The following is a 25,271-nucleotide window of genomic DNA, read 5'->3' as shown; positions in this document are numbered from 1 at the left end:
GCACCCCCGAACCGCAGATGGGCTTCGTATCGGGGTGCGGGGGAGGGGCTGGGTGCCTCGATAGCGGGTGGATTGGCTGCGGTAAAGGGGCTGGGTGCTTCGATCGTTGGGTGCACCGGTGCGGTTGGGTGGCCGGCTTGGGTGCGTCGGCGGGCGTGGTTAACTCAGGTGGGCTCGTAGGGTTTGTGCGGCTGCTTTGGGGTCTTCGGCCTCGGTGATTGCTCGGACGACGACGATGCGGGTCGCGCCTGCGGTCAGTACCTCGGGTAGGCGGGGTTCGTCGATGCCGCCGATGGCGAACCAGGGGCGTTCGGTGTTGCTCGCTGCGGTTGAGCGGACTAGGTCCAGGCCGGGGGCGAAGCGGCCGGGCTTGGTCGGGGTGGGCCAGCAGGGGCCGGTGCAGAAGTAGTTCACTCCTGCCTCGGTGGCGGCTGCTGTGGCTTGCTCCTCCGAATGGGTGGATCGGCCGATGACTACGTCGTCGCCCAGGACTCGTCGGGCCAGGGAGACTGGGATGTCGTCTTGGCCCAGGTGCAGGACGTCGGCGCCGACGGCCAGCGCTACGTCCGCTCGGTCGTTTACCGAGAGCAGCGCTCCGTGTCGGGCGCACGCCTCCGCCAGGACTTCCAGCGCTGCGATCTCCTGCTTGGCCTCGAGCGGGGCGCCGCCGGTCTTGTCCCGCAGCTGGATGATGTCCACGCCGCCCGCCAAGGCTGCGTCGGCGAACTCGGCGAGGTCGCCTCGGGACGTGCGGGCGTCGGTGCACAGGTACAGCCGGGCGTCGGCTAGCCGGGTGCGAATTTGGTCTCCGGTCAAGGCAGGCATGGCGGTGACGTTACCCGCGCGCTACGGTGTGGGAGTCCGCACGGGAGCCCGAGGCAACGGGCTGAGAGGGAGCTGCCGCTCCGACCGTGGAACCTGATCCGGGTCATGCCGGCGCAGGGAGCGTGATTCCACTGTGAACACCAGCACCACAACCGTCACTGTCGTCGGCGGCGGCGTCATCGGGCTGTCCGTCGCCTGGCGCGCGGCCGCTCGCGGATGGCGCGTCACGGTCGTCGACCCGGAGCCCGCGCGCGGTGGCGCGTCCTGGCTGGCCGGCGGGATGCTCGCACCGGTCACCGAGGCGTGGCCGGGCGAGGAAGCCGTGCTCAGCCTGGGGGAAGCGTCGCTGTGGCGCTGGCCAGGCTTCGCCCGCGACCTCGCCGACGAGGGCACCGATCCCGGGCTGGCCGAGCACGGCACGATCGTCGTCGGGTTCGACAGCGCCGATGCCGGGCACCTCGACATCCTCGCCGGGTACCTGCGTTCGCTCGGCCGCGACGTCGAGACGCTCACCGGCCGCGAGGCGAAGCGGCTCGCGCCGGGCGTCGGTGCGGTGCGCAGCGGCCTGCACGTACCGGGTGATTTAGCCGTGGACAACCGGAAACTGCTCACAGCGCTGAGCGAAGCGGCTACGAAGCGTGGGGTGGAGTTCCGGCGCGAGCGGCTCGAGAGCCTTTCCGAAGTGTCCGGCCCGGTGATCCTCGCCGCGGGGGCGTGGACCGGGCAGCTGCATCCGTTGCTGGAGCACGCCGTACGCCCGCTGAAGGGCGAGATTTTGCGACTGCGTCCGCGTCGTGGCTGTCTGCCGCCTCCGCCGTACACGGTGCGCGCGATGGTCGAAGGGCGGCCGATCTATCTGGTACCGCGAGAAGACGGCGAACTGGTCCTTGGCGCGACGCAGTACGAAGCCGGTTTCGATCAGGCTGTCACCGCGCGCGGCGTACGCGAGTTGCTGGAAGGCGCGGAACGTATTCTGCCCGGCATCACGGAGTACGAGCTGGTGGAAGTCGCTGCCGGACTGCGTGCTGCGAGCCGCGACGCTCTGCCGTACATCGGCGAAGTGAGCGAAGGCGTGTACGCGGCGACAGGACATCACCGCAACGGTTTGCTGATGGCGCCCGCGACTGCGGACGCCGTGGTCGCGTGGCTGGCCGGCGAAGCCCCGCCGCCGGAGGTCGCCGCGGCGACGCCCGCCCGTCTGGTCGAGAAGGAGCGAGGCTGATGGAGATCAAGGTCAACGGCGAATGGCGGGAATTCCCCGACGACAGCACCGTTTCCGCGGTCCTCGACGCGCTGGGAGCGGAACGCCGCGGCGTGGCCGTCGCGGTCAACGGCGAGGTCGTGCGGCGTGGCGAATGGGAAGAAGCGGTCGTGCCGAAGGGCGCGCAGCTCGAAGTGCTGACCGCGGTTCAAGGAGGTTGAGCATGGACGACCTGATCATCGGCGAACACAAGCTGTCGTCGCGACTGATCATCGGCACCGGTGGCGCGGCGAATCTCGAAGTGCTGGAACGAGCGCTCGTCGCGTCGGGCACCCAGCTCACCACCGTGGCGATGCGCCGAGCCGACGCCGAGGGCGGCTCGGGCGTACTGGAGCTGTTGCGGCGCTTGGACATCGAGCTGCTGCCGAACACCGCAGGCTGCCGCACGGCGGCGGAAGCCGTGCTCACCGCCCAGCTGGCCCGCGAGGCGCTGGAAACGAACCTGATCAAACTCGAGGTGCACGCCGACGACCGCACGCTGCTGCCGGACCCGCTGGAAACCCTGGAAGCCGCGGAACGCCTGGTGGCGGACGGTTTCACGGTGTTCGCGTACACCAACGACGACCCAGTGCTCGCCCTGCGCCTGGAGGAAGCGGGCTGCGCCGCGGTGATGCCGCTCGGTGCCCCGATCGGCACCGGGCTGGGAATCCGGAACCCGCACAACATCGAACTGATCGTCTCGCGCGCGTCAGTGCCGATCGTGCTGGACGCGGGGATCGGCACGGCGTCGGACGCCACGCTGGCAATGGAACTCGGCTGCTCGGCGGTGCTGCTGTCGACCGCGGTGACCCGGGCGGCGGACCCGGAACGAATGGCCTTGGCGATGCGGAGCGCTGTGGAAGCGGGGTATCTGGCGCGGGGCGCGGGAAGGGTGCCGCAGCGGTTTTGGGCGCAGGCGTCCAGTCCGCCTCGCTGACGTGCACTTGCCCTCCATCGGTACGGCGTCGGGACGAAGGCGAGACCCCCTTTGAGCGATCATGCGAAGGAAGTGCTGTGGTCGAGTGAGAGAAGCTTCCTGCTCTGGCGCTACGGTTCCGGGCACTCGCAACTGCTGTTTCGCAGTGCTGACTTCGATGAGGGCTCGGACGTAATTCGAATCCTGTTCCACACTGTTTCGATGGTGGAGACGGTTATTCGCTACAGTGGTCCGCTGTCGTTAGTGGTGGTCGATCACCATTCTTCGTACCGCGAGACGTCGAAGTTTCCGCATATGCTGATCGAGATTCATGGAAGCGACCAGCGGGGCTTCGTCGCGGCCGGTGGTGTTCGCATTACTCGTGGAACGCGGGATGACGGTGAAGGGGAACTTATCTACGCGACCGGCAAAGCGGCAGGTGATGGGGGTGCCAGCGAGGTCGCACCAAACCGGCGGTGACCCACCGGCTCAGGTCGGTGGGCGGGTCTGCCTTCGGATTGCCGTGTGGGAGGAACGGTTCGTGAGTGGCTTGAAGCGAGAACTCCTGTTTTCCAGCGTTTCGGAAATCGGATTGAGCATCGGACACGGCGGCCCAGTGGCTCTGTGGTCTGTTGACCAGTACGGTTCGTATCAACCCCGGTCGAGGTATCCGCGCTTGCTTGTCGAGATTGACGGTGGTGAGCGGAAGGGCTTCGCTGATGCCGCCAGCCTGCACATTCATCGGGAAAATCAGAGCGGCGACCAGCTCGAGTGTCTTTTCAAGGCTCACGCGGGAAAGGCTTAACAGCTGGTCGGCCAGGGTGCGTCAGCGCCGGTGCGAGCCCCTCACGGAACTGTGATCACCACTTTGCCGCGCACACCGCCGCTTTCGAGCGCGCGGTGTGCTTCGGCGATATCCGCCAGCGGAAACACCCGGTCCACCAACGGCCGCACCAGTCCGGCGGTGACCCAGCGGCTCAGGTCGGCCAGCAGGTCTGCCTTCGGATTGCCGCTGAACCCCCGCACCCACCGCCGACGTCGTAGCGAGTTAGCCGCGACATAGCCAACCGTGCGGGCCGGACGGTTGAGGTCGAACGCGATCGCGACCATCCGTCCGCGCGGGGTCAGCAGCTGCCGGAACGTGTCTAGGTCTCGGCCCACGGTGTCGAGGATGACGTCGAACTTCCCCAGGTCGCCCGGATCGCGGTAGTCGAGTGCGGCGTCCGCGCCGAGGTCCCTTGCCAGTTCAAGATTTTTGGCGCTGGCAAGACCGGTCACGTGCGCGCCCATTGCTTTGCCGAGTTGTGTGGCCACAAAGCCGACCCCGCCGGTCGCGCCGCGGACCAGCAGGCGTTCGCCCGGTTTCAGATGGGCCTTGTCCCGCAGTGCGGTGATCGCGGTGATGCCCGCCAGCAGCGACGCGGCCTGCGCGGGATCCAGCCCGGCAGGCACGTGGTCCAGCCGATCCGCGGCCAGCACGTGGTACTCGGCGGCGGTGCCCATCCGCCGCCCGCCGCCCCAGACTAGGTCGCCGGGCGTGAACCGGCTGGTTCCGGGATCGACGACCTCACCCACCAGGTCTACGCCGATTCGCTTGGGGAAACGCTTGCCGCTGAACGGAAGCAGCTTCCCGGACCGCATGGCCAGTTCGCCGCCGTTGACTGTCAGGGCGCGCACTCGGACGAGGACTTCGCCGGGGCCGGGCGTCGGCGTCGGAAGGGTGGTCTCGCGCAGGACTTCCGGTGGTCCGTAGCGGTCGTAGGTGATGGCGCGCATCGAAGTGGAAGGCATGTTCCACTTCTAGCACGGAAAGTGGAAAGGGGCTTCCGATTCACGTAAAGTGAGAGAGTGCCGGAAAAATCGACTCGGTTGCGCACCGACGCCGCCCACAATCGCGCGCACCTCCTCGAGGTCGCCGAGCGCACGTTCGAGACCGAGGGGCTCGACGTGTCGATGAGCGAGCTGGCGCGCCGCGCGGGTCTGGGCGTCGCCACGGTGTACCGCCATTTCCCGACCAAGGCCGACCTGGTCGCGGAAGCCTTCGCGGAGCCGATGGCCGAGTGCGCGGGCATGCTCGACGAGGCGCTCGCCGACCCCGATCCGTGGCGTGGGTTCTGCCGGGTGATCGAGGAGGTGTGCTCGATGCAGGCGCGCAACCACGGTTTCTCCGCCGCGATCGTGACCGCGCTGCCGGATCAAGCCGCCTTCGCCGAGTTGCGGGACCGGGCGTTGCGGGCATTCGCCGAGTTGATCCGCCGGGCGCAGGACGCCGGTGCGCTGCGGGCCGACTTCGCGGTTTCCGACCTGTCGTTGATCTTGCTGGCGAACGGCGGGCTGCGATCGGGCGCGGGAGCGGCGGCACCAGCGGCGTCGCGGCGGCTCGCCGGCTACCTGCTGCAGTCGTTCCGGGCGGAGGCCGCCGCGCCGCTGCCGCCGCCCGCGGAGCTGCCGCTTGACGTGTCGGTGCTCTGAATGGGGCGGCCAAGCTGCACAAATAGTCGGGTTGTGGTGATTTCGCCCGCGCTTGACACGGATTGAGCACGGGTACGCCGTATGGTTGACGGCACCCTTTCCGGCGCACCCAGCGGCGGGCACCAGCGTCAGAAGGAGCCGATCGTGACTCTTTCCTCGGTCCAGGACGTAACGGGCCGGTTGTATCTAGCGGTGGGGCGGCTTTCCCGCTCCCTGCGCCAGGCGGGCGCGCCCGGGCCCGGACACGGGTCGATTTCCGCGCTGGCCACGCTCGTCCACTTCGGCGAACTGCGCCTCGGCGACCTCGCCGCGAAGGAAGGCGTCGCGGCGGCCACGATGTCGCGGATCGTGGCCACCCTGGTGGAGGCCGGTTACGTCACGCGCGAATCCGACCCGGTCGACCGGCGCGCCTGGCTCGCCCGCGCCACCGAGGAAGGCGAACGCCTCGTCTCCGGCGTGCGGTCGACCCGCGTGCAGGAACTCAACCGCCGCCTCGACCGGCTCACGCCCGAGGCTCGCGAGTCGATCATCGCCGCGCTGCCCGCGCTGGAAGCCCTGATCTCCGACGAGGGCTAGCGCTCTTCCGGGGCCAGCCGCCAGAACGCCGACACCGGGCCGACTTTCGCGCCCATCGGGTACGAGTGTTCGACGGCCTGCGACACGAACCACTTGCCGTAGCGCGCCGCCTCGACCACCGGCATGCCTTTGGCCAGCCCGGCGGTGAGCGCGGACGCCATGGTGTCGCCCGCCCCGTGCGTGTGCGGCGTCTGCCAGCGCGGGCCGGGCAGCTCCACGAACGTCGAACCGTCGAAGAGCAGGTCGACGCACTCCGGGTCGGACTGCAGGTGGCCGCTCTTCACGAGCACGTACTTCGGGCCCAGCTGGTGCAGCACGACAGCCGCGGTGTGCATGCCTTCGCGGTCGGTCACGGTCATGCCGGTGAGCAGCCGCACCTCGTCCAGGTTCGGGGTGAGGACGGTGGCGCGCGGCAGGAGTTCGTCGCGCAGCGCGGCGAGGCCGTCGTCGTCGAACAGCGACTGGCCGGTCATCGCCGCGGCCACCGGGTCGACCACGAACGGGATCGCGCCGTCGCGCCCGATCCCGGCCTTGTCGCAGGCCGCCGCGACCGCGTGGATGATCTCCGCGGACGCGAGCATGCCGGTCTTCGCCGCGCCGACGCCCATGTCCGCCGCGACCGCCTCGATCTGCCCGGCGACGATGTGCGGCGGGAGGTCGGCGCGGTCGTGCACGCCGAGCGTGTTCTGGACGGTGACCGCGGTGACCGCGACCAGGCCGTGCACCCCGCAGGTGAGGAAGGTCCGCAGGTCCGCCTGCAGTCCGGCGGCCCCGCCGGAATCCGATCCGGCGATGGTGAGCGCGGAGGGCGGGCTCGGGTTCTCAGTCATGTGCGCGTTCCGACTTCTGGTCTGGTCCATTGAGGCAACTGTGCTTCATTCACAGTCCACCACGATGGCACAGTAAACGTTCGTGCTGGTCCCCGTGACGAAGGAGACATCAGTGAAGCTCGCCGCGGCCGGTCTCCTGCTCCTGTCCACGCTGGCGGTACCGGGGGTCGCCAGCGCGGACAGCCCCCAGCTTTCGCACGTGACCACGGTCGGCGTGCACAACACCTACGACCCGGCCGCGTACCCGTACCTGGCGCAGGCGCTGGACAACGGCTCGTCCCTGCTCGAACTCGACGTCTGGCCGGACTTCTTCACCCACGAGTGGAAGGTCAGCCACTCCAACCCGCTGGGCAACGGCAACAACTGCGTCGACGCGCACACCGCGGCCGACCTTTACTCCGGCGGGACCAACAAGGACCTCGAATCGTGCCTGGACGACATCCGGATCTGGCTCGGCGCCCATCCCGGCCGCGGGCCGCTCACGGTGAAGATCGAAATGAAGACCGGTTTCTCGGCGAATACCGGCCTCGGTCCGGCCCAGTTGGACGCCGCGTTCCGCGACCACCTCGGCGACGCGGTGTTCAAGCCCGCGGATCTGCTCGGCAGCCACGCCACGCTGGATGAAGCGTCCAAAGCGGACAACTGGCCGACGCTGGACGCGTTGCGGGGCAAGGTGCTCACCGAGATCATCCCCGGCACTGTCGAAGAAGGAAACCCGACCGACACGCTGCACACCGATGTCGAGTACGTCCGTTACCTGCTGGACCAGAAGGCGGCCGGGAAGCTGAATTCGGTCCAGATCTTCCCGACCGTGCACGGTGCCGCCGGCGGCGATCCACGCGACAAATACACCGCGGAGCAGAAACCGTGGTTTGTCGTTTTCGACGGAGACGCGAGCGAATGGCTCGCGAAGGCCGGAATGTCCTGGTACGACGAAAACCACTACTACGTGGTGATGACGGATGCCCAGAACGTCGCGCCGGCCATCGACGACCACAACCCGACCGTCGACCAGGCGACCCAGCGCGTCGCCGAACTGGCCAAACAGCACGCGTCCGTGGTGACGTCCGATTGGACCGGCCTCACGACCGTGCTGCCAACGGTGGATTCGCGCGGCTAAAACCGCGGCGGCGGCTTCAGCACCGACATCCGGTATTCGTACACCGCTTGCGCTTCGGCGATCCCCGGCCGCGGCGTGACGCCCGATTTGCGGATCGTTTTGACCGCCGAAGCGGTGCGGTGCTCGGTGACCAGGCCGTCGACCTCGTGCTGCACCTCAAGCGGCAGCCGCGCCCACAATGCTTCCGGTGTCTCGCTCATCCGGCCAGTGTCGCATTCACTGCGGATTCGCGAGCCGCCAGAACGGGGAAACCGGGCCGACCCCGGCACCGAGCGGATACGCCTCCTGGACGCAGCGTTCGATGAACCGTTTCGCCTCCGCGACCGCGGTGGGCACGTCCGCGCCCTTCGCGAGCGACGAGGTGATCGCGGACGCCATGGTGTCGCCGCCGCCGTGGGTGTTCTCGGTGTCGATGCGCGGTCCGCTCAACTCGATGACCGCCGAGCCGTCGGTGAGCAGATCGACGCAGTCGGCGGCGTCGTAGAGGTGCCCGCCCTTCACCAGAACCCACTGGGAACCGAACTCCAGCAACGCTTCCGCGGCGGCGCGCTGGCTCTTCGCGTCGGTGACTGTGACGCCGGTCAGCAGCCGGACCTCGTCGAGATTCGGCGTGATGAGCGTGGCGCGCGGAAACAGTTCCGTGCGGATCGCTTCCAGCGCTTCTTCGCGGAGCAGCGCGTGGCCGGTCATCGACGCGGCCACCGGGTCGACCACGAACGGAGTGTCCGTGGCGCGTCCAATGTGGACTTCGTCCAGCGTTTTCGCTACTGCCTGAATGATGTCCGCGGTAGCGAGCATGCCGGTCTTCGCCGCGTTGACGCCCATGTCCTCGGCGACCGCTTTGATCTGCGCGGTGACGACGTCGACCGGGATCTCGGAAAACCCTTGCACGCCCAGCGAATTCTGCACCGTGACCGCGGTGAGCGCGACCAGGCCGTGCACGCCGTTGGCGAAGAACGTGCGCAGATCCGCCTGCACGCCCGCACCACCGCCGGAATCGGATCCGGCGATGGTGAGGGCGGTACGAGGGGTGACTGTCACTGGTTGACCACGGGCAGGTAGACCTTGTTGCCCTGCTCGGAAAACTCCGCGGACTTCTCGGCCATGCCCGCCTCGATCGCCTCCACAGAGGACAGACCGTGCTCCTCGGCGTACTTGCGCACGTCCTGGGTGATCCGCATCGAACAGAACTTCGGCCCGCACATCGAGCAGAAGTGGGCTGTCTTCGCCGGTTCCGCGGGGAGCGTCTCGTCGTGGAAGGACCGCGCGGTGTCCGGGTCGAGCGACAAGTTGAACTGGTCGTTCCACCGGAATTCGAAGCGGGCCTTGGACAACTCGTCGTCCCAGTCCTGCGCGTACTGGTGGCCCTTGGCGAGGTCGGCGGCGTGCGCGGCGATCTTGTAGGTGATCACGCCGGTCTTCACGTCGTCGCGGTTGGGCAGGCCGAGGTGCTCCTTCGGCGTGACGTAGCACAGCATCGCCGTGCCGTACCAGCCGATCTGCGCCGCGCCGATCGCCGAGGTGATGTGGTCGTATGCCGGGGCGATGTCCGTGGCGAGCGGGCCGAGCGTGTAGAACGGGGCCTCGCCGGTGAGCTTTTCCTCCAGCTCAACGTTTTCCTTGATCTTGTGCATCGGCACGTGGCCGGGGCCTTCGATCATCACCTGCACGTCGTGCTCGCGCGCGATGTGCGTCAGCTCGCCGAGGGTTTCCAGTTCGGCGAACTGGGCGCGGTCGTTGGCGTCCGCGATCGAACCGGGACGGAGGCCGTCGCCGAGGGAGAACGTGACGTCGTACTCGCGCAGGATCTCGCACAGCTCGGAGAAATGCGTGTACAGGAAGGATTCCTGGTGGTGCGCGAGGCACCAGGCGGCCATGATCGACCCGCCGCGGCTGACGATGCCGGTGACCCGGCGCGCGGTGAGCGGGATGTAGCGCAGCAGCACGCCCGCGTGCACCGTCATGTAGTCGACGCCCTGCTCGCACTGCTCGATCACGGTGTCGCGGTAGATCTCCCAGGTGAGCTTTTCCGGCTCCCCGTTGACCTTTTCCAGCGCCTGGTAGATCGGCACGGTGCCGACCGGGACCGGCGAGTTGCGCACGATCCACTCGCGCGTCTCGTGGATCCGCTTGCCGGTGGAGAGGTCCATGATCGTGTCGGCTCCCCAGCGGGTGGCCCACACCATCTTGTCGACCTCTTCCTCCACAGAGGACCAGACGGCCGAGTTTCCCATGTTGGCGTTGATCTTCACCAGGAAGTTCTTGCCGATGATCATCGGCTCGGTCTCCGGGTGCTTGCGGTTGACCGGAATCACCGCGCGACCGCGGGCGACCTCGTCCCGCACGAACTCCGGAGTGCAGCGTTCGCGCGCGGCGATGAACTCCATTTCCCGGGTGATGACCCCGGCTTTGGCCCAGCCGAGCTGGGTGTTGTGCTCCCGTCCGTCAGCCCAGCCGGAGCGGAGCGGGTGCAGTCCATTGTGGACATCGATGTTCGCGTCCGGATCGGTGTAGGGGCCGGACGTGTCGTACACGTCGAAATGCTCCCCGTTCGACAGGTCGATCCGCCGCGCCGGAACCCGCAGTCCGGATTCGGTGCGGTGGTAGACCTTCCGCGAGCCGGTGATCGGCCCGGTGGTGACGGACGGGGCGATGGCACCCTGGTTTTCCAGCGTCGTCAACGACGTTCACTCCCTACGCCGGCATTACCCGGTCAGGTTCATGCGGTCGGTGACGCCGGGTGTCCGCGAGATGGACACCAGCCACCCTCTCAGCCCGCCAAGGCGCGAGCTCCCGCGTTGCATTCGGTTGAGGTTGCTTGTCCGACGATGCCATGCGGTGTCGGGTTGACACAACCCTCCCGCCCGTCTGGCCGAAGCACAACGAAGGCCTCCCCGGTGATTTCGGGGAGGCCTTCGGGGAATTCGGCGCGGGTCAGGCGTCCGCGGGTTCCTTGGGCGGCAGCCAGGTCAGGCCGGGAACGCCCCACTTGTTTTTCTTGAGCATCTTCTTCGCCGCGCGCGCGTGGCGGCCGACGAGCCGGTCCAGATAGATGAACCCGTCGAGGTGATCGGTCTCATGCTGCAGGCACCGCGCGAAGTAGCCGGTGCCCTCGACCTCGATCGGATTTCCCTCGACGTCGAATCCGGTCACCTTCGCCCACGAGGCGCGCCCGGTCGGGTACGACTCGCCGGGGGCCGACAGGCAGCCCTCCCAGTCGTCGTCCGGGTCCGGCATGGTCTCCGGGATCTCGGAGGTCTCGAGCTTCGGGTTGACCACCACGCCCTTGTGCTCGACGCCCTCGTCGTCCGGGCAGTCGTATACGAACACTCGCAGGTCGAGCCCGATCTGGTTGGCCGCGAGGCCGACGCCCTCGGCCGCGTACATGGTCTCGAACATGTCCTCGACGAGAGTGGCGAGTTTGTCGTCGAACTCGGTGATCTCGCGCGTGGGCTGGTGCAGCACGGGTTCGCCGGCGATGCAGATGGGGTGGACGGTCACGGACGCCGAGTTTAGTCGGACCCTTCTGGTACACCTGGATCGGACCGTGACGCGCCGTGTCGGATGCCCATGTCGAGCATGGGTTCCGTGGTTCAATGACGCCCGCGGAAGGACTGCCGACACCGATTGCGAGGACCGCATGGACGCCGCGGAGTCGATGGCTGAAAACCAGCCGTCGCCGCCGGAGAATGTCGGTGGCCTGACCGAACGCGAACTGGACATCCTCGCGTTCGAGCGGCAGTGGTGGCGCCACGCCGGGGCGAAGGAGAACGCCATCCGGGAGCGCTTCGGACTGTCCTCCACCCGTTACTACCAGTTGCTGAACACGCTGCTGGCCAAGCCGGAGGCCGTCGCGGCCGATCCGATGCTGGTCAAGCGGCTGCGTAAAACGCGCGCCGCCCGTCAGCGCAAACGCGGGGCCCGGCGGTTGGGGATCGAGCTGTCATGAGCGTCTTCTCGGGACTGTCCCGGCCGTTGAAGGCCGCGGGGGTCGCGCTGATCGGGGTAGCGGTCGTCGCCGCCGTCATCGGCGGGGTCACCGTGCTCAACACGAGCGGCGACCAGAACGCCGGGCCGAGCACGTCCGGCGAGCCCAGCGCGCCCGGCGGATCGTCGTCCGCGCCGTCCTCGTCCTCCTCCTCGGCGCCCAGCTCCGCGCCGTCGTCGCCCGCCTCGTCGGCACCGGCCTCGTCGTCCGCCGCTTCGTCGGCGCCGGCGTCGGGCCAGCCAGGGCAGCCCGGCGGCCAGCCGGGCCAGCAGCCAGGGCAGCCGGGCCAGGCGGGTCCGGACCAGCAGGCCTCGAACAAGTGGGTCACCCTGCGGGTCTACAACAACTCGCTGATCAAGCACCTCGCCGAACAGGCCGCCGCCGACTTCCGCGGTTCGGGCTGGAACGTCGCCGAGGTCGGCAACTACTCGCAGGGCAACATCCCGACCACCACGGCCTACTTCCGGCCGGGCACCGACGAGGAAGCCGCCGCGAAACAGCTGGCCAAGGAGTTCGGCTTCCAGGCCCAGCCCCGGTTCGACGGCATCCAGAACTCGAGCCCGGGCGTCATAGTGATCATCACGAAGGACTATCGGCCCGGCGGCCACCAGGGCAGCTGACCCGGTTCGTGACAGCCCGCGCTACGGCGCGGGCTTTGTCATGTCTGCCGGGCCCGGCGCTCGGCTGCGCTCGAGGTACGTGAGGGGAACCCTGCGGGAATCAGATTCCGTCAGGGTTCCCCTCACGTACAGCTCGGTTGCGGAGGCGTCCTCAGCGTTCCTGCTGCGCCTGCGCGTAAGCCTCCAGCGTCGCCAGCTGCGCGGCGTCCAGCGAGGGCCGCACCGCCTCGCGTGCCTTGTCCAGATGCGCCGCAGTCACCTCGCGTGCCTCCAGCGACTCGCGCATCGCGGTCAGCGCGGCCTCTCGGATCAGCGCGGCGCAGTCGGCGGCCGAGTAGCCCTCCAGTGCCGCCGCGGTGGCCGCGAGGTCCACATCGGACGCGAGCGGGGTGTGCTTCGCCGTCGCGGCGAGGATCGCGGCGCGGGATTCGGCGTCCGGCGGCGGGACGTAGATCCGCCGCTCCAGCCGTCCGGGTCGCAGCAGCGCCGGGTCGACCAGTTCCGGCCGGTTCGTCGCGCCCAGTACGACGACCTCGCGCATCGGCTCGACGCCGTCCAGTTCGGTGAGCAGCGCGGCGACCACGCGGTCGGCCACGCCGGAGTCGGACGACTGGCCGCGGCGCGGGGCGAGCGCGTCGATCTCGTCGAGGAAGATCAGCGAGGGGGCGGCGTCGGCGGCCCGGCGGAAGAGGTCGCGGACCGCGCGTTCCGATTCGCCGACCCATTTGTCCAGCAGTTCCGCGCCCTTGATCGCGAACACGTTCAGCGCGCCGGTGCCGGCGAGCGCCCGGACCAGGAACGTCTTGCCGCCGCCGGGCGGGCCGTACAGCAGCACGCCGCGCGGCGGTTCGATGCCGAGCCGGGCGAACGAGTCCGGGTAGCGCAGCGGCCACAGCACGGTTTCGGTGAGTGCTTCCTTGACCGACGTCATGTTGCCGACGTCGTCCAGCGTCAGGCCGCCGGTGGCCAGGTTGTCCGAAGTGGACAGCGAGATCGGCCGGACGGTGGCCAGCGCGTCGAGCAGGTCCTGCTGGGAGATCTTGGGTTCGTCCACGTCCCGCTGACGCAGCGCGGCCCGCAACGCCGCGTCGCGGCGCAGGGCGAGCAGGTCGGCGGCGACGAAACCGGGGGTCCGTTCGGCGAGCACGCCCAGGTCGGCACCGGATTCGACCGGCACGTCGCGGAGCAGGATCCGCAGCAGTTCGACGCGGGTTTTCGCTTCCGGCAGCGGCAAGCCCAGCTCGCGGTCGAGCAGGTCGGCCCCGCGCAGCCGCGGATCCACCGACTCGGCCCGCGCGGTCGTGGCGACCACAGCCAGCCTGTCCCGGCGCAGCGCGGCGCGCAGTTCCTCCAGGACCACTGTGGCCACCGGCGGCGGCTGGGTGGCCGGGAGCAGCGCGTCGATGTCGTTGATCAGCAGCACGCCGGGACCGTCGCCGTCCGCGGCCCGGTCGATGGCCTCGCGCAGCGAGCGGTGTGCCGCATTCGGTTCCAGCACGGCGATATTCGGCGCGGTCACCGACACCACGCGCACCTTCTCCGCCGCGGCGACCGCCCGCACCAGCGTCGCCTTGCCGACGCCCTCCGGTCCCGACAGCAGCACGCCCAGATGCGCGGAAGTACCCAGCTTCGCCAGCAGCTCTGGCCGATGGAACGCCAGATCGAACCACTCGGCCAGCTTGCGCGCCGCGCCCTCGGCCCCGACCAGATCGGCGACCGGCACCGGCTCGTCCAGCTCTTCCTCGCGGGCCTCGGTGACGACCTCTTCGACGATCTCCGCTTCGAGGTAATCCTCGGCGGCGGTGACAGCAGTGGTGCGAACGAGCGCGGTCGCGGAGCGCGTCGGCGGTTCGCTGGTCGGCGTGCCCGTGCGGGCGCCGTCCCGCCAGCTGACCACTGTGGACGGTCCAACCACGACGACGCCAGCCGGTTCCGTCGCCGTGACGGTCAGCAGTTCGTTGGTCCAGGTCGCCCCGATCACGCGGGACAGCTGCCCACGCACGGCGGCGACGTCCGAGCCCGGCGCGGGCGCGAGGTCTTGCGGCAGCAGGGAAACCGCGTCGCCACGGGTCAAAACCTTGCCGGTGAGCGCGAGCCGCAACGTCTGCGGGGACACCGAAACCGACGCGAGCCGAGACCCGGACACGGTGACCGTCCGGGCAGCAGTCACCTCTGCTGGCGAGACGACAACCTCGCCGCCCTCCGCGACGCCGAGGTTCGACATGGTGACGTCATCGGTCAACACGACCCCCGGCGTCGCCTCCTCGGCGGCGGGCGCGGCCAACGCGGCACTGCGCCGTGCGCCGGTGAGGTGCACGGCGTCCCAGGCCCGCAGGCCGAGCGCGTCGAGCACTTCCGGGTGCAGCCGGACAACCCCCCGCCGCGCGTCGAGCGCGGACGGCGTGTGCCGGACGGTCAGGGTGATCTGCGGATCGCTCACCCTGCTCACCCTAATGAACCGGCGGGCGGTTATGCGCGAACGAAAGGCCGCTTACCGCGTTGCCGACCAGTCGCGGATCGCGGCGACGAACTCATCGGGTGCGTCTGACTCCACGTAGAGGCCGACACCGTCGAGGGCCACCGTCTGGTGGTTCGGGAAGCACGCTTCCAAGCGTTCGCGCTCCCGCGGCCGGAAGCCGATCTGAGCGTTGCCCCACACGATCAAGGTCGGCAGGTCGGGAAGGTTGGCCTCGACCTCGGCGAAGAAAGCTCGGCTGGCGAGGAGCCGGCGAGGCAGCACGCCGGACGCCTGGCGCCGTTCGGGCGTGTCCATCGCGCGGCGGTAGTGGGCGGTTTCGGCCGCGGTCAGCTTCCGCTTCCGGTGACCCATCGGGAGGAACGCCTTGACGACCAGGTTGAACTGCCGGGCCAGGAACCGGATCGGCGGCCCGCCCGCGATCCGGCCGAACGCCTCGAAGTACGGGTCGCCGTTGACCGGCCAGGCCCAGGCGTTGACGAGCACCAGTCGGTCGAAGACGTCCGGTCGACGCTCCGCGGCGGCGAGGCCGATCGGGCCGCCCCAGTCTTGGCCGACCAGGGTGACCCCGCTGAGGTCGAGCGCGTCGACGAACTCGGTGACTACGTCGGCGTGTTCCTCGGGTAGATAGCGGTAGCCAGACTTCGCGGTCGACAGCCCGAAACCCGGGTAGTCGAGAGCGACGCAGCGGAAGTCGTCCCGCAGGGCGCGGATCACGTCGCGCCAGAGGAATGACCAGGTCGGATTGCCGTGCAGGAGCAGCAGCGTGGGACCTGAGCCCTCGTCGACGTAATGCACGGTGTGCCCGTCGATGTCCACGAAACGGCTCTTGAACGGGAACAGATCGTCGTCGACCCAGGCGGGCCGTGCGCTCTCAGCCATCTCGGACCCCTCGACGCTATGATTGAGGAAGCCAAGCGTACTTGAGATTGTCAAGCATGAGGAAATGATGCGCAGCTACGGTCAGTACTGCGGGCTCGCCCGGTCCCTCGAAATCGTCGGCGACCGGTGGAATCTGCTCATCGTCCGCCAGCTCTTGATCGGCCCCGCGCGCTACCGGGACCTGATCGACGGGCTCCCGGGCATCGCGACCAACCTGCTCGCCGACCGGCTCCGCGACCTCGAGACCGCGGGCGTGCTCGAACGGCGGCTGGCGGACAAGGGCAGCGTGGTCGAGTACGCCCTCACGCCGTGGGGCGCCGAGCTGCGCGAACCGATCGAGAGCCTGATCCGCTGGTCCGCTCCGTTGATGACTCGCGGCCCGAAGGGCGACTCGTTCCGTCCCGAATGGCTTGCCCTCGCGCTTCCCGCGCTGCTCGACGCCCGGGTCAAGATCCGAGCCGCGGCGACGGTGGGCATCGAGGTCGGCGGCGCGCCTTTCCAGCTCCGCGCGACGCGGTCGGGATTTGAGGTCGGCCCGCAGGACGGCAGCGATCTCGACGCCACCGTCCGCGCTGATCCGGCCTGTGTTCTCGGCCTTGCCGCGGGCGCGCTTGCACTCGAAGACGCCCGTGCGCTCGGGATGATCGAGATCGACGGTGCCGAGTCTGCGGTTCGTGCTGTGTTCGGCGTCTGACGAGGCCGGACTACCGGCGCCGGATGCCGATCCGACGCCAGCTCCGCCGCCGCTGCGTAGGTCCGGACGTGGCCGAGCTGTGGTCCCGTTCGCGCAGATTGCGGGTCCGCACCAGGTCCGAGTTCGTCCGCCGCACCGCGCGCATCGCCGCACCGGCGACTCGGCCCGAGGCCGGGCGCAACCGCAGCCGTCGGTGGCTGCGGGCCCGGCGGATCGCACGGCGTTCGCGCGGCGGCACTTCCCAGGCTTCCGGGTGCGCGGCGAGCCAGCGGTGCCGGTAGACCGAGTACGGGATGTGCAGCAGGTACAGCACCAGCGCGACCGCGAGCGCCGCCAGCGGGAACACGATGATCGCGGCGGCCAGCAGGCCGACGCCCACCAGCAGCGGCGCGATCGCCTTCGCCGGGGCCTTCACCGTCTTGAGCGACAGCGTCGGGATGCGGCTGATCAGCAGCGCGGCGACCGCGATGGTCCAGATGAGCACCACGTACTGCTCGGACCACCAGCCCTCGCCCCACTGCAGCGTGGCGATCAGCGGCAGCATCGCGACCAGCCCGCCGGCCGGCGCGGGCACGCCGACGAAGAACTCGGCGGCGTACGGCGGCTGATCGGTGTCGTCGAGCAGCGTGTTGAAGCGGGCGAGCCGCAGGATCATGCAGACCGCGAAGATCAGCGACGCGACCCAGCCGATGCGGTCGCCGTGCGCCTGCCAGACGTAGAGCACCAGCGCGGGCGCGACGCCGAACGAGATGCCGTCGGACAGCGAGTCGAGCTCGGCTCCCATTTTGGACGTCGCGTCGAGCAGCCGGGCGATGCGGCCGTCGAGGCTGTCGAGGACGGCGGCGATGCCGATCGAGCCGATCGCCATCGCGTAGTTGCCGGTGAGGGCGAACTGCACCGAGGAAAGTCCGGCGCAGAGCGCGAGCACGGTGATCGCGTTCGGCAGCAGCCGGACGCCCGGGGTGGTCACGCGGACCATGGTCAGCTTTCTCCCTGCGCAGGAAGTTCGGCGAGCACGGTTTCGCCGCCGACGGTCCGCTGGCCCTTGGCCACCACGACCCGGCTGCCCGGCGGCAGGTAAGTGTCGACGCGCGAGCCGAAGCGGATGATGCCGTAGGTCTCGCCCGCGGACACCTTGTCGCCCTCGCGGACGTCGCACCGGATGCGGCGCGCGACCAGTCCGGCGATCTGCACGACGACGAGCTCGTGGCCGTCGACGGTGTGCAGCACCAGCGAATTGCGCTCGTTGACCTCGCTCGCCTTGTCGAGGTCCGCGGAAAGGAACTTGCCCGGCTTGTACGCCACCTTCGAGATCACGCCCGCCGCAGGCGTGCGCTGGACGTGCACGTCGTAGACCGACAGGAACACGCTCACCCGCATCCGCGGTTCGGCGGGAAGGCCGAGCTCGGCGGGCGGGACCGCTTCCTCGATGAGCGAGACGGTGCCGTCGGCGGCCGAGATCGCGACGTTGTCGCGTACCGGAGGCACGCGCTTCGGCTCGCGGAAGAACGCCGTCATGCCCGCGGTGGCGAGCGCGCCGACCACGCCGAGGCGCTTGGAGAACCGGCGTGCCACGATCGTCGCGGCGAGGCCGCCGAACAGGAACGGCCGTCCAGCCGGGTGCATCGGCGGGAACGTCTCGCGGGCCAGCTGGACAGCGTGCGCGAGGGGGTTACCGGTGGGCTGGCCGCTCATGGGTCGAGTTCCCCGCTGTTCGTCTCGGTCGGTGTAAGGGTCCGATTTGGGCTTCCCCACGCTACCGCCCGCTTGCGGCGGACCGGGCGGCCCCTGGTCGTAAGGGTTGTCCCAGTGCGGGTGGGCGCGACCACAAACCGGTAACGACGCGTCGAACAATCCGATAACACCGGGTAGTTGACGCCGCTCGGGACCGGTGCCCGGGCCGACCTGGCGAGGGAGACGATGGCGGTACCCGATCTGCTCGCGCGGCTGTTGCGCGACTGGCGCCGGGATGTCCTCTCGGTGCCCGTTCCCCAGCTTGTCGACCCTGTTCACGCTGTTCGGCTCGTGCGGGACGCGGCCCGGGTGCATGCGTCCCCCGACGAAGCACGCACCCGGGCGCGGAACGGATCAGTTTAGCCCGTCGCCCAGGTGTTCTGACAGATCGTCGGGAAACTGTTACCAACGGTCACGATCGCGCCGGCTCGCGGTCGCTGCGCTGACCAGCCGCAAGACGAGCAGCAGCACGATCGCGCCGAGGATAGCGACGCCGAAGCTCGGGAAATCGAACTCGAAGTGTTGCTGCTCACCGGTCGCGAGCCGGTAGATGAAGCCGCCGAGCGCCGCCCCGACCACGCCGACCAGCACGCTGACGAGGCAGCCCTGCCGCTGCCGTTCCCGGCCGCCGACCACGAGGTTCGCGATCCAGCCGACCAGCGCGCCGAAGACGATCCACAGGATGATGCCCATGTCCGCGAGGATACCTGCGGGCTATTGCACAAGAGTTGTTGTACAACTACTCTTGTGCGTTATGGAGGTCCGCGATTCCCAGGTACTGGCCGCGATGTCTCATCCGCTGCGCCGCCGCCTGCTGGACGTGCTGAAACTCGACGGCCCGGCCACCGCGTCGGTGCTCGCGGAGAAAACCGGGCAGGCGGTGGGCAATGTGAGCCACCACCTGAAGGTGCTTTCCGGGGCCGGTTTGGTGGTCGAAGCGCCGGAACTGGCGCGGGACCGCCGCGAGCGCTGGTGGCGGCGTCCTTCGGGCACGTTGTCGTGGGCCACTTCGGACTTCGCCGGAGATCCGGTGGCGGAGGTCGCGGAGACGGTGAGCCTTGATCGGCAGATGACGTTGTCGCGGGGCTGGCTTTCGGAAATGGAGACGGCTCCGGAGGAATGGCGCGACGCGTGGTTCTCCTCTGATGCGTGGATGCGGTTGACGCCTGCGGAATTGGCGGAGTTGAACGATCGGATTTTCGCGCTGTTCGAGGAGTTCGGGGCTAAAGCCGCAGCGGATCCTTCGACGGAACGGGAGCCGGTTTTCGTGTTTGGGCGTGGTTTCAGAGCGCAGCCGTGAGGGGTGCCGCGTTCCGTCTCTTGTGGACTGGACAGACGGTCAGCACGGTTGGCGGCGCGGTCGCCAGTGCGTCGGTTCCGTTGGTGGCTTTGCTGGCGCTGCACGCTTCGACGTTCGAGGTTGCTTCACTTACTGCGGCGGCTTGGATCCCCTGGCTCGCCGTGGGTTTGCCAGCGGGCGCTTGGGTCGACCGGTGGCCTAAACGGCGGGTGATGCTGGTCTGCGACGTCATCCAGCTGGCAGCTTTCCTTGCTGTGCCTGTTTCGTGGGCTTTCGGGTTTCTTTCTTTTGCGCTGCTCTTGGTCTCGGCTTTGGTCGGCGGGTTCGCCAAAGTCTTCTTTTCCCTCGCTTATCGGGCTTTCCTTCCGTCCGTTGTGGACGATGCGGACTTGTTGGGAGCCAACGTCCGGCTCCAGGGCGCGGAATCCGCGGCACAAGTGGGCGGTCCGGGTTTGGCCGGGCTGCTGGCTTCGGCGTTCGGGCCGGTCAGCGGCGTGCTCGTGGATGCGTTGAGCTTCGGGTTTTCCGCACTGTGTCTGGGTTTCCTGCGCGCGGACGAGCCGTCTCCGCGTCCGCGAACGCGGTTGCGCACCGAAATCGCCGAAGGAATGCGAATCGTGGCGCGGGACTCTTACCTGCGGGTCCTGGTCCTGTCGGGCGGGGTCGCAAACCTTGCCCTGAACGGGTTTTACGCGGTGGCCGTGGTCTTCCTGGTCGACGATTTGGGCCAGGGCCCGGCGGCCGTCGGACTTGTGCTCGCCCTAGGCGAGGTAGGCGGGGTGCTAGGCGCGACGCTGGTGAGCCGAGTCGCCCGACGGACCGGCACGGCGTGGGGTTTCCTGTGGTGCGAGGCATTGGTGGTACCTGCGATGCTGCTCGGCCCGCTCGCCCAGCCAGGGTGGGGATTGACGCTGTTCGTCCTCGCCGGAGCCGGCATCGCGGCGGGAGTGGTGGGGTCGAATGTGCTGGGCGCGACCTTTCGGCAGCGGTATTGCCCGCGCCATCTCTACGGGCGGATCAGCGCGAGCTCGTCGATGGTCAACTACGGCACGATCCCGTTGGGTGCCTTGGCAGGCGGGGCACTCGGACAGGCTGCCGGGGTGCGGGTGGCGATGTTCGCGATGGTGGGCGTTCAGCTGGCTTCGCTGGGGGTGCTGCTGCTGGGTCCGTTGCGGCGGGAGCGGGACTTTCCCCAAGTCGCGCTTGCTGTGGACAACCCGGTCGAAGGGGCTGGGGTTGTCGGTGGGGGCGGATAGACTGGACAAGGGCCGTCCCCCGGAGAGGGCGGGGCTGCGTTGGCGGGGGCTGGACGGCAAAGAACGTCTGGTGTGCGGAATCCGGCTGCTGCGCGGCGAAAAGCGGCACCGAGCCACGAGCATGACGACGCTCGGCTGGTTGACGCAGCAACACAAGGGCTACCGCCAGCCGCCCACCTGCCCCCTCAGCCAGCACTAAAGCAGCAGCACCTCGACCTCATCCCCCTCCGAAGCAGCCGAAACCTCCTCTGGCAAGACAATCAAGCAATTAGCCTGCGTAAACGCCGCCAGCAAATGCGACCCCGGCCCACCGCGCGGCCCGACCACCCCGGTCACCTCGCCGAGCACCGGCGTGAAGAACCCCCGTCGATACTGCCGCCGTCCGGCCGGGGAGGGCATGTCCTCCGTCAGCCGCGCGCGCACCCGTCGGCGGTCCACGTCCGTATGGCCCATCGCCGACAACACCGCCGGGCGCAGGAACGCCTCGAACGACACCAGCACACTCACCGGATTCCCCGGCAGCGTCACTACTGGCACGCCGTTCCACCGGCCGCATCCCTGGGGCCCGCCCGGCTGCATCGCGATCTTCTGGAATTCCACGCCCTGCCCGGTCAGCGCGTCCTTCACGACCTCGTACGCGCCCGCCGACACCCCGCCCGACGTGATCAGCAGGTCTGCCGCTTCCAGGCGCGGTTCGATGATCTTGCGGAATTCCGCCACATCATCGACCACGCTGCGCACGACCTCGACCTGGCAGCCGAGTTCCCGCAGCGCCGCCGCCAGCATCACGCTGTTCGACTCGTAGATTTGCCCGTGCTGCAACGGATTCGGGGCTTCCACCAGCTCCGTGCCGGTCGACACCACCAGCACCGACAGCGGCCGGTACACCTCGAGCTCCGCCAAGCCGACCGCCGCGGCGAGGCCCAGGTGTGCGTGGCTCAGCACGGTGCCCGCGTGCAGCGCGATTGTCCCCTTCGTGACGTCCTCGCCCGTCCGGCGGATGTGGTTGCCGACGGTGGCCGCGCGGGAGATCTGGACTTCCGCCGTGCCGCGGTCGGTGTCCTCGACCATCACGATCGCGTCCGCGCCCGGCGGCAGCGGCGCGCCGGTCATGATCCGCTGAGCGGTACCCGATTCGAGCGGTTTGACGTCGACCCGTCCGGCAGGGATGTCGTCGGCGACGGGGAGCGTCACCGGCACCTCGGCGACGTCCGCGGCGCGCACGGCGTACCCGTCCATCGCGGAGTTGTCGAACGGCGGCAGCGCCACCCCGGCGAGCACGTCGCGGGCCAGGACGAGCCCGGCCGCATCAGCGACGGGAACAGTACGAACAGGCGCGCGGCCGAGCAGTTCGGTCACGGTCTCGCGGTAGGCGTCGACAGAGATCACGCGGACCATCCTCCCTCTTGCTGCCCGTCGTGCAACACTCTCCCGGCACAAGCCGGGGAGTACGGGGAGAGTTCTCATGCAGTTTCTGGTCCGCAACCAGCCCGGGCGCGCCGCGCTCGCGACGCCCCGCTGACATGCGCGTCCACACCAGGCACACGCCGGGGTTCGGCGTCGCCCGCGTGCTGCTCGCCCCCGGCGAAGCCGTGCAGGCGGCCGCGGAATCGTTGCTGGCCAGCAGCTTCAACGTGGCCGAGACGAACCAGAACCGCGGCCGCAAGGGCGGTCGTTCGGTGTTCACCGCGCCCGCCGACGGCGGCTGGGTCGACCTCGCCCCGCTCGGGCCCGGCGACGTCTACCCGCTCGAGCTCACCGGGTCCACCGGCTGGTCGGTGCACCGCGAGGGCGTCCTCGCCCGGCCGAGCACGGTCCGCGTCGACCAGAACTGGGCCCCGCTGCAGCAGTTGTTCGGCGCCGATTCCGGGTTCCTCGAGCACTACAGCGGCCGCGGCCCGCTCCTGCTCACCGCGCCCGGTCCGGTCGACTCGTTCGACCTCGGCCGCGGCGAGATCGTCACCGTGCGCCCGGACTATCTCCTCGCCTATCCCGACACCCTGCAATGCCGGTTGCGCGCACTCGACCCGAGCGGTCCGCAATCGCTGCGCACGGGCGAAGGACTCGTCCTCGATTTCGCCGGACCGGGAACCGTGCTCGTCCAATCGCGCAACCGGCGAGCAGCGCAGGCGTAAGGGGAATCTGCCGATTACCCCATTGCCGGGAGCGCTGATTCCGGTAGCGTGAACTCCACTTCGCACGCTGATGGACAGCGGATTCTTGTCCCGAGGGAGGGCGCCGTGGCAGTCGGCACCGTCAAGTGGTTCAACTCGGAAAAGGGCTACGGGTTCATCGAATCCCCCGAAGGTCCGGACGTCTTCGTCCACTATTCGGCCATCCAGGCCGACGGATTCCGCACCCTCGACGAGGGCGACCGCGTGGAGTTCGAAGTCCAGTCCGGCCGCGACGGCCGAAGCCAGGCCGCGGACGTCCGCAAGGTCTAGCGAGGCAGGTCCGCTGACCGGTTGGGCGAACCGGCAGTGGCAGCGGATACCGGCGCGTTAAGCTGCGCTGCGTGACAGGCGATGTGTCGGGGGACCTCACCGGTCGCCAGCTGGGCCACTACCGCATCGACTCGGTGCTCGGCAAGGGCGGCATGTCCGTGACCTACCAGGCCACGGACACGAGGCTCGGCCGCAAGGTGGCGCTGAAGGTCATCGGCGACCACCTCGGCGCGGACGCCGAGTTCCGCGAACGGTTCGTCGACGAGGCCCGCAACACCTCCGCGATCGACCACGCCAACGTCGTCCCGCTGTACGACTTCGGCGAACTCGAGGGCATGCTCTACATCGCCATGCGGATGGTCGACGGCGGCGACCTCGCCGGCCTCATGTCCGCGGGCCCGATCAGCCCGTCCCGCGCGCTCAGCCTGCTCGACCAGGTCGCCGACGCCCTCGACACGCTGCACAACCACGGCCTCGTGCACCTCGACGTCAAACCGGCCAACGTCCTCGTCACCAGCCGCGAGACCTCCCGCGAGCACGTCTACGTCGCCGACTTCGGCCTCACCCGCCGCGGTGCCACCGGCCACCGCACCCGCGGCGGCGACTTCCTCGGCTCGCCCACCTACGCCGCCCCGGAACACCTGCGCGGCGAACCGCTCGACGGCCGCACCGACCAGTACGCCCTCACCTGCGTCCTGTTCGCCTGCCTGACCGGCAACCCGCCGTTCCGCGGCGACGTCCCCACCGTCATCAAGGGCCACCTCGGCGGAGAACCGCCGTCGGTGGCGAGCGTGGTCGCGCTCCCGGCCGCCGTCGACGACGTCATCCGCAAGGGCATGGCGAAAAACCCCAACGACCGCTACCCGAACTGCGTCGCGATGATCGCCGCGGCCAGGGTCGCGCTCGGCCCGCTCGCGACGTCGGACACCCCGCCGGGCCCCGCCCGGCCGAACGGACTTCCGGAGGCGGGCATGCAGCAAGGACCTGGCGGACCCGGCGGACCTGGAACCGGCGGGCAGGGCGGCCCTGGTGCCAACGGTCCCGCCGGTGCTGGCGGACCCGGTGCCGGTGGACCTGCTGGGCTAGGCGGTCCCGGCGGACCGGGCGCTGGTCCTGGTGGACCTGGCGGCCCCGGAGCCGCGGGCCAGGGCGGCCAGGGCAACCCCGGCGGCTGGGGCGCTCCGCAATCCGGCCAACAACCCGGCCAGCAAGCGGGCTACCCGGCCCAAGGCGGCTACGGCGCCCCCGCCGGTTACGGCAACCAGCCCCCGCCCGGTTATCCAGCACAGCCCGGCCAGCAGCAACCCGGTCAGCCCGGCCAGCCACAACTCGGCCAGCCAGGTCAGCAGCAACCCGGCCAACCTGGCCAACCCGGGCAGCCTGGTCAACCCGGTCAACAGGGCTACCCCGGCCAACCCCCGGCAGGCCCCCCGCCCGGCTACAGCGGCTACCCGGGCCAGCCCGGCCCCGGACAGCAAGGCCCGCCGCCCGGCTACGGCGGTTACCCGAACCAGCCCGGCTACCCCGCCCAGCCCAACCAGCAGGGCCATCCGAACCAGGCTTTCGGCGACCCGATGCGGCTGCGTCCGCCGTCCCCGGCGGGCGGCGCGGGCGCGTTCGAAAAACAGCCCAAGAGCGGCGGCCTGAAGTGGCTGTGGATCGCGCTGGGCCTGCTCGTCGTGGCCGGGCTCGTCGTCGGCGGGATCTTCCTCTTCAGCGGGGACGACAACGGCACCGGCGGGACCGCTCCGGCGTCCTCGGCTCCCAACATCCCGGTCGGTCCCGGCGGCTCGAAGTCGGCCGGTCCGTCGTCGCTGCGCCCGCCGCCGTCGTCGATCCACATCCAGCCGAGCCACTGACCCGGCCGACCTGCTGCGGAAGTGCACCGACGCTGACCT

28 protein-coding genes and 2 riboswitches are annotated in these 25,271 nt (G+C 69.3%); of the genes, 15 read left to right on the top strand and 13 right to left on the bottom strand.

The annotated features are described in order from the left end of the window. Window positions 1-159 precede the first annotated feature (159 nt). Window positions 160-825 carry a thiamine phosphate synthase gene (gene thiE / locus EIZ45_RS03735; protein WP_134661909.1) on the bottom strand — a complete coding sequence of 222 codons (666 nt, stop codon included), beginning with the start codon at window positions 823-825 and terminating at the stop codon, window positions 160-162. A gap of 30 nt (window positions 826-855) precedes the next feature. Then, a riboswitch (TPP riboswitch) is annotated at window positions 856-962 on the top strand. On the opposite strand from thiE, the gene thiO reads away from it, so the two are divergent. The 4 genes from thiO (at window position 959) to EIZ45_RS03715 (ending at window position 3,461) form a co-directional block, all read left to right on the top strand. Then, on the top strand, window positions 959-2,047 hold the full coding sequence (gene thiO, locus EIZ45_RS03730; RefSeq protein ID WP_134661908.1) for a glycine oxidase ThiO: 1,089 nt from the start codon (window positions 959-961) through the stop codon (window positions 2,045-2,047). Its footprint overlaps the riboswitch before it by 4 nt. Next, on the top strand, window positions 2,047-2,247 hold the full coding sequence (thiS, locus tag EIZ45_RS03725; RefSeq protein ID WP_037361904.1) for a sulfur carrier protein ThiS: 201 nt from the start codon (window positions 2,047-2,049) through the stop codon (window positions 2,245-2,247). The genes thiO and thiS overlap by 1 nt, the downstream gene beginning before the upstream one ends. Before the next feature lie 2 nt (window positions 2,248-2,249). Further along, complete coding sequence (locus EIZ45_RS03720; RefSeq protein WP_037807946.1) at window positions 2,250-3,002, top strand: thiazole synthase; 753 nt, start codon at window positions 2,250-2,252, stop codon at window positions 3,000-3,002. A gap of 51 nt (window positions 3,003-3,053) precedes the next feature. Further along, the gene (locus tag EIZ45_RS03715; protein ID WP_134661907.1) at window positions 3,054-3,461 is read left to right on the top strand and encodes a hypothetical protein; all 408 of its coding nucleotides are present in this window, start codon (window positions 3,054-3,056) and stop codon (window positions 3,459-3,461) included. 366 nt (window positions 3,462-3,827) lie between these two features. Here the strand turns inward: EIZ45_RS03715 and EIZ45_RS03710 are convergent, their stop codons facing one another. Further along, window positions 3,828-4,772, bottom strand: coding sequence for an NAD(P)-dependent alcohol dehydrogenase (locus EIZ45_RS03710; protein WP_134661906.1), 945 nt, complete (start codon window positions 4,770-4,772; stop codon window positions 3,828-3,830). 57 nt (window positions 4,773-4,829) lie between these two features. Between EIZ45_RS03710 and EIZ45_RS03705 the strand changes: the two genes are divergently transcribed. Next, entirely contained in the window at window positions 4,830-5,453 is a 624-nt protein-coding gene (locus tag EIZ45_RS03705; protein ID WP_037807937.1) for a TetR/AcrR family transcriptional regulator, read from the top strand. A gap of 144 nt (window positions 5,454-5,597) precedes the next feature. Beyond that, entirely contained in the window at window positions 5,598-6,029 is a 432-nt protein-coding gene (locus tag EIZ45_RS03700) for a MarR family winged helix-turn-helix transcriptional regulator (protein ID WP_037718524.1), read from the top strand. On the opposite strand, the gene thiD (EIZ45_RS03695) is transcribed toward EIZ45_RS03700, so the two are convergent. Next, a complete protein-coding gene (thiD, locus tag EIZ45_RS03695; protein ID WP_037807932.1) occupies window positions 6,026-6,859 on the bottom strand; it encodes a bifunctional hydroxymethylpyrimidine kinase/phosphomethylpyrimidine kinase in 834 nt (277 codons plus the stop codon). The two genes, EIZ45_RS03700 and thiD (EIZ45_RS03695), sit on opposite strands and share 4 nt — an antisense overlap. Window positions 6,860-6,971: 112 nt before the next feature. Between thiD (EIZ45_RS03695) and EIZ45_RS03690 the strand changes: the two genes are divergently transcribed. Further along, entirely contained in the window at window positions 6,972-7,979 is a 1,008-nt protein-coding gene (locus tag EIZ45_RS03690; RefSeq protein ID WP_107050889.1) for a phosphatidylinositol-specific phospholipase C domain-containing protein, read from the top strand. Here the strand turns inward: EIZ45_RS03690 and EIZ45_RS03685 are convergent. From EIZ45_RS03685 to EIZ45_RS03670, 4 genes are all read right to left on the bottom strand, one after another. Further along, a complete protein-coding gene (locus EIZ45_RS03685) occupies window positions 7,976-8,179 on the bottom strand; it encodes a hypothetical protein (RefSeq protein ID WP_037807930.1) in 204 nt (67 codons plus the stop codon). The two genes, EIZ45_RS03690 and EIZ45_RS03685, sit on opposite strands and share 4 nt — an antisense overlap. Before the next feature lie 16 nt (window positions 8,180-8,195). Beyond that, window positions 8,196-9,020, bottom strand: a complete 825-nt coding sequence (gene thiD, locus EIZ45_RS03680) for a bifunctional hydroxymethylpyrimidine kinase/phosphomethylpyrimidine kinase (RefSeq protein WP_134661905.1) — start codon at window positions 9,018-9,020, stop codon at window positions 8,196-8,198. Next, complete coding sequence (gene thiC, locus EIZ45_RS03675; protein WP_009084020.1) at window positions 9,017-10,660, bottom strand: phosphomethylpyrimidine synthase ThiC; 1,644 nt, start codon at window positions 10,658-10,660, stop codon at window positions 9,017-9,019. The genes thiD (EIZ45_RS03680) and thiC overlap by 4 nt, the downstream gene beginning before the upstream one ends. Beyond that, window positions 10,654-10,786, bottom strand: a riboswitch (TPP riboswitch). It overlaps the preceding gene by 7 nt. Window positions 10,787-10,913: 127 nt before the next feature. Further along, entirely contained in the window at window positions 10,914-11,480 is a 567-nt protein-coding gene (locus tag EIZ45_RS03670) for a peptide deformylase (RefSeq protein WP_043827268.1), read from the bottom strand. A 139-nt stretch (window positions 11,481-11,619) separates the two neighbouring features. Between EIZ45_RS03670 and EIZ45_RS03665 the strand changes: the two genes are divergently transcribed. Then, window positions 11,620-11,928: a DUF3263 domain-containing protein gene (locus tag EIZ45_RS03665; protein ID WP_037807914.1), complete on the top strand. Its 309-nt coding sequence runs from the start codon at window positions 11,620-11,622 to the stop codon at window positions 11,926-11,928. Next, window positions 11,925-12,587: a LytR C-terminal domain-containing protein gene (locus EIZ45_RS03660; protein WP_134661904.1), complete on the top strand. Its 663-nt coding sequence runs from the start codon at window positions 11,925-11,927 to the stop codon at window positions 12,585-12,587. Before EIZ45_RS03665 ends, EIZ45_RS03660 begins: the two co-directional genes overlap by 4 nt. Before the next feature lie 151 nt (window positions 12,588-12,738). Here the strand turns inward: EIZ45_RS03660 and EIZ45_RS03655 are convergent, their stop codons facing one another. Both EIZ45_RS03655 and EIZ45_RS03650 read right to left on the bottom strand, forming a co-directional pair. Then, window positions 12,739-15,027: an AAA family ATPase gene (locus tag EIZ45_RS03655; RefSeq protein ID WP_134734314.1), complete on the bottom strand. Its 2,289-nt coding sequence runs from the start codon at window positions 15,025-15,027 to the stop codon at window positions 12,739-12,741. Window positions 15,028-15,078: 51 nt separating this feature from the next. Then, window positions 15,079-15,945, bottom strand: coding sequence for an alpha/beta fold hydrolase (locus EIZ45_RS03650; RefSeq protein WP_134661902.1), 867 nt, complete (start codon window positions 15,943-15,945; stop codon window positions 15,079-15,081). Between the two features lie 64 nt (window positions 15,946-16,009). On the opposite strand from EIZ45_RS03650, the gene EIZ45_RS03645 reads away from it, so the two are divergent. Beyond that, window positions 16,010-16,639 (top strand): helix-turn-helix domain-containing protein, encoded by a 630-nt coding sequence (locus EIZ45_RS03645; RefSeq protein ID WP_240690548.1) that lies wholly within the window; start codon window positions 16,010-16,012, stop codon window positions 16,637-16,639. A 10-nt stretch (window positions 16,640-16,649) separates the two neighbouring features. Here EIZ45_RS03645 and pssA read toward each other — a convergent pair whose 3' ends face one another. The 3 genes from pssA to EIZ45_RS03625 all read right to left on the bottom strand — a co-directional run bounded on the left by pssA (window position 16,650) and on the right by EIZ45_RS03625 (window position 19,066). Beyond that, window positions 16,650-17,618: a CDP-diacylglycerol--serine O-phosphatidyltransferase gene (gene pssA, locus EIZ45_RS03640; protein ID WP_037807905.1), complete on the bottom strand. Its 969-nt coding sequence runs from the start codon at window positions 17,616-17,618 to the stop codon at window positions 16,650-16,652. 2 nt (window positions 17,619-17,620) lie between these two features. After that, the gene (locus tag EIZ45_RS03635) at window positions 17,621-18,334 is read right to left on the bottom strand and encodes a phosphatidylserine decarboxylase (protein ID WP_043827273.1); all 714 of its coding nucleotides are present in this window, start codon (window positions 18,332-18,334) and stop codon (window positions 17,621-17,623) included. Window positions 18,335-18,775: 441 nt separating this feature from the next. Next, window positions 18,776-19,066, bottom strand: coding sequence for a GlsB/YeaQ/YmgE family stress response membrane protein (locus EIZ45_RS03625; protein ID WP_037807900.1), 291 nt, complete (start codon window positions 19,064-19,066; stop codon window positions 18,776-18,778). A gap of 61 nt (window positions 19,067-19,127) precedes the next feature. On the opposite strand from EIZ45_RS03625, the gene EIZ45_RS03620 reads away from it, so the two are divergent. After that, a complete protein-coding gene (locus EIZ45_RS03620) occupies window positions 19,128-19,673 on the top strand; it encodes a helix-turn-helix transcriptional regulator (RefSeq protein WP_043827274.1) in 546 nt (181 codons plus the stop codon). Continuing rightward, on the top strand, window positions 19,670-20,929 hold the full coding sequence (locus EIZ45_RS03615; RefSeq protein ID WP_134661901.1) for an MFS transporter: 1,260 nt from the start codon (window positions 19,670-19,672) through the stop codon (window positions 20,927-20,929). The genes EIZ45_RS03620 and EIZ45_RS03615 overlap by 4 nt, the downstream gene beginning before the upstream one ends. Window positions 20,930-21,124: 195 nt before the next feature. On the opposite strand, the gene glp is transcribed toward EIZ45_RS03615, so the two are convergent. Then, window positions 21,125-22,318, bottom strand: coding sequence for a gephyrin-like molybdotransferase Glp (gene glp, locus EIZ45_RS03610; protein ID WP_107050886.1), 1,194 nt, complete (start codon window positions 22,316-22,318; stop codon window positions 21,125-21,127). A gap of 134 nt (window positions 22,319-22,452) precedes the next feature. On the opposite strand from glp, the gene EIZ45_RS03605 reads away from it, so the two are divergent. From EIZ45_RS03605 to EIZ45_RS03595, 3 genes are all read left to right on the top strand, one after another. Continuing rightward, window positions 22,453-23,064, top strand: a complete 612-nt coding sequence (locus tag EIZ45_RS03605) for an AIM24 family protein (RefSeq protein WP_134661900.1) — start codon at window positions 22,453-22,455, stop codon at window positions 23,062-23,064. 105 nt (window positions 23,065-23,169) lie between these two features. Continuing rightward, on the top strand, window positions 23,170-23,373 hold the full coding sequence (locus EIZ45_RS03600; protein ID WP_009083993.1) for a cold-shock protein: 204 nt from the start codon (window positions 23,170-23,172) through the stop codon (window positions 23,371-23,373). Between the two features lie 71 nt (window positions 23,374-23,444). After that, window positions 23,445-25,232 (top strand): serine/threonine-protein kinase, encoded by a 1,788-nt coding sequence (locus tag EIZ45_RS03595; RefSeq protein ID WP_370318110.1) that lies wholly within the window; start codon window positions 23,445-23,447, stop codon window positions 25,230-25,232. Window positions 25,233-25,271: the final 39 nt, after the last annotated feature.

The sequence above is a fragment of the Amycolatopsis sp. CFH S0740 genome, from assembly GCF_004522315.1.
In the GTDB taxonomy this organism is placed as follows: domain Bacteria; phylum Actinomycetota; class Actinomycetes; order Mycobacteriales; family Pseudonocardiaceae; genus Amycolatopsis; species Amycolatopsis nivea.
This window is presented reverse-complemented; position numbering and strand designations above follow the sequence as displayed.

Bases quoted from the DNA above. Each gene is read 5' to 3' on its own strand.
- thiE (WP_134661909.1), bottom strand. From the start codon at position 825: ATGCCTGCCTTGACCGGAGACCAAATTCGCACCCGGCTAGCCGACGCC.
- thiS (WP_037361904.1), top strand. From the start codon at position 2,047: ATGGAGATCAAGGTCAACGGCGAATGGCGGGAATTCCCCGACGACAGC.
- EIZ45_RS03720 (WP_037807946.1), top strand. From the start codon at position 2,250: ATGGACGACCTGATCATCGGCGAACACAAGCTGTCGTCGCGACTGATC.
- EIZ45_RS03710 (WP_134661906.1), bottom strand. From the start codon at position 4,772: ATGCCTTCCACTTCGATGCGCGCCATCACCTACGACCGCTACGGACCA.
- thiD (WP_037807932.1), bottom strand. From the start codon at position 6,859: ATGACTGAGAACCCGAGCCCGCCCTCCGCGCTCACCATCGCCGGATCG.
- EIZ45_RS03685 (WP_037807930.1), bottom strand. From the start codon at position 8,179: ATGAGCGAGACACCGGAAGCATTGTGGGCGCGGCTGCCGCTTGAGGTG.
- EIZ45_RS03665 (WP_037807914.1), top strand. From the start codon at position 11,620: ATGGACGCCGCGGAGTCGATGGCTGAAAACCAGCCGTCGCCGCCGGAG.
- EIZ45_RS03660 (WP_134661904.1), top strand. From the start codon at position 11,925: ATGAGCGTCTTCTCGGGACTGTCCCGGCCGTTGAAGGCCGCGGGGGTC.
- EIZ45_RS03650 (WP_134661902.1), bottom strand. From the start codon at position 15,945: ATGGCTGAGAGCGCACGGCCCGCCTGGGTCGACGACGATCTGTTCCCG.
- EIZ45_RS03645 (WP_240690548.1), top strand. From the start codon at position 16,010: ATGATGCGCAGCTACGGTCAGTACTGCGGGCTCGCCCGGTCCCTCGAA.
- pssA (WP_037807905.1), bottom strand. From the start codon at position 17,618: ATGGTCCGCGTGACCACCCCGGGCGTCCGGCTGCTGCCGAACGCGATC.
- EIZ45_RS03635 (WP_043827273.1), bottom strand. From the start codon at position 18,334: ATGAGCGGCCAGCCCACCGGTAACCCCCTCGCGCACGCTGTCCAGCTG.
- EIZ45_RS03625 (WP_037807900.1), bottom strand. From the start codon at position 19,066: ATGGGCATCATCCTGTGGATCGTCTTCGGCGCGCTGGTCGGCTGGATC.
- EIZ45_RS03620 (WP_043827274.1), top strand. From the start codon at position 19,128: ATGGAGGTCCGCGATTCCCAGGTACTGGCCGCGATGTCTCATCCGCTG.
- EIZ45_RS03605 (WP_134661900.1), top strand. From the start codon at position 22,453: ATGCGCGTCCACACCAGGCACACGCCGGGGTTCGGCGTCGCCCGCGTG.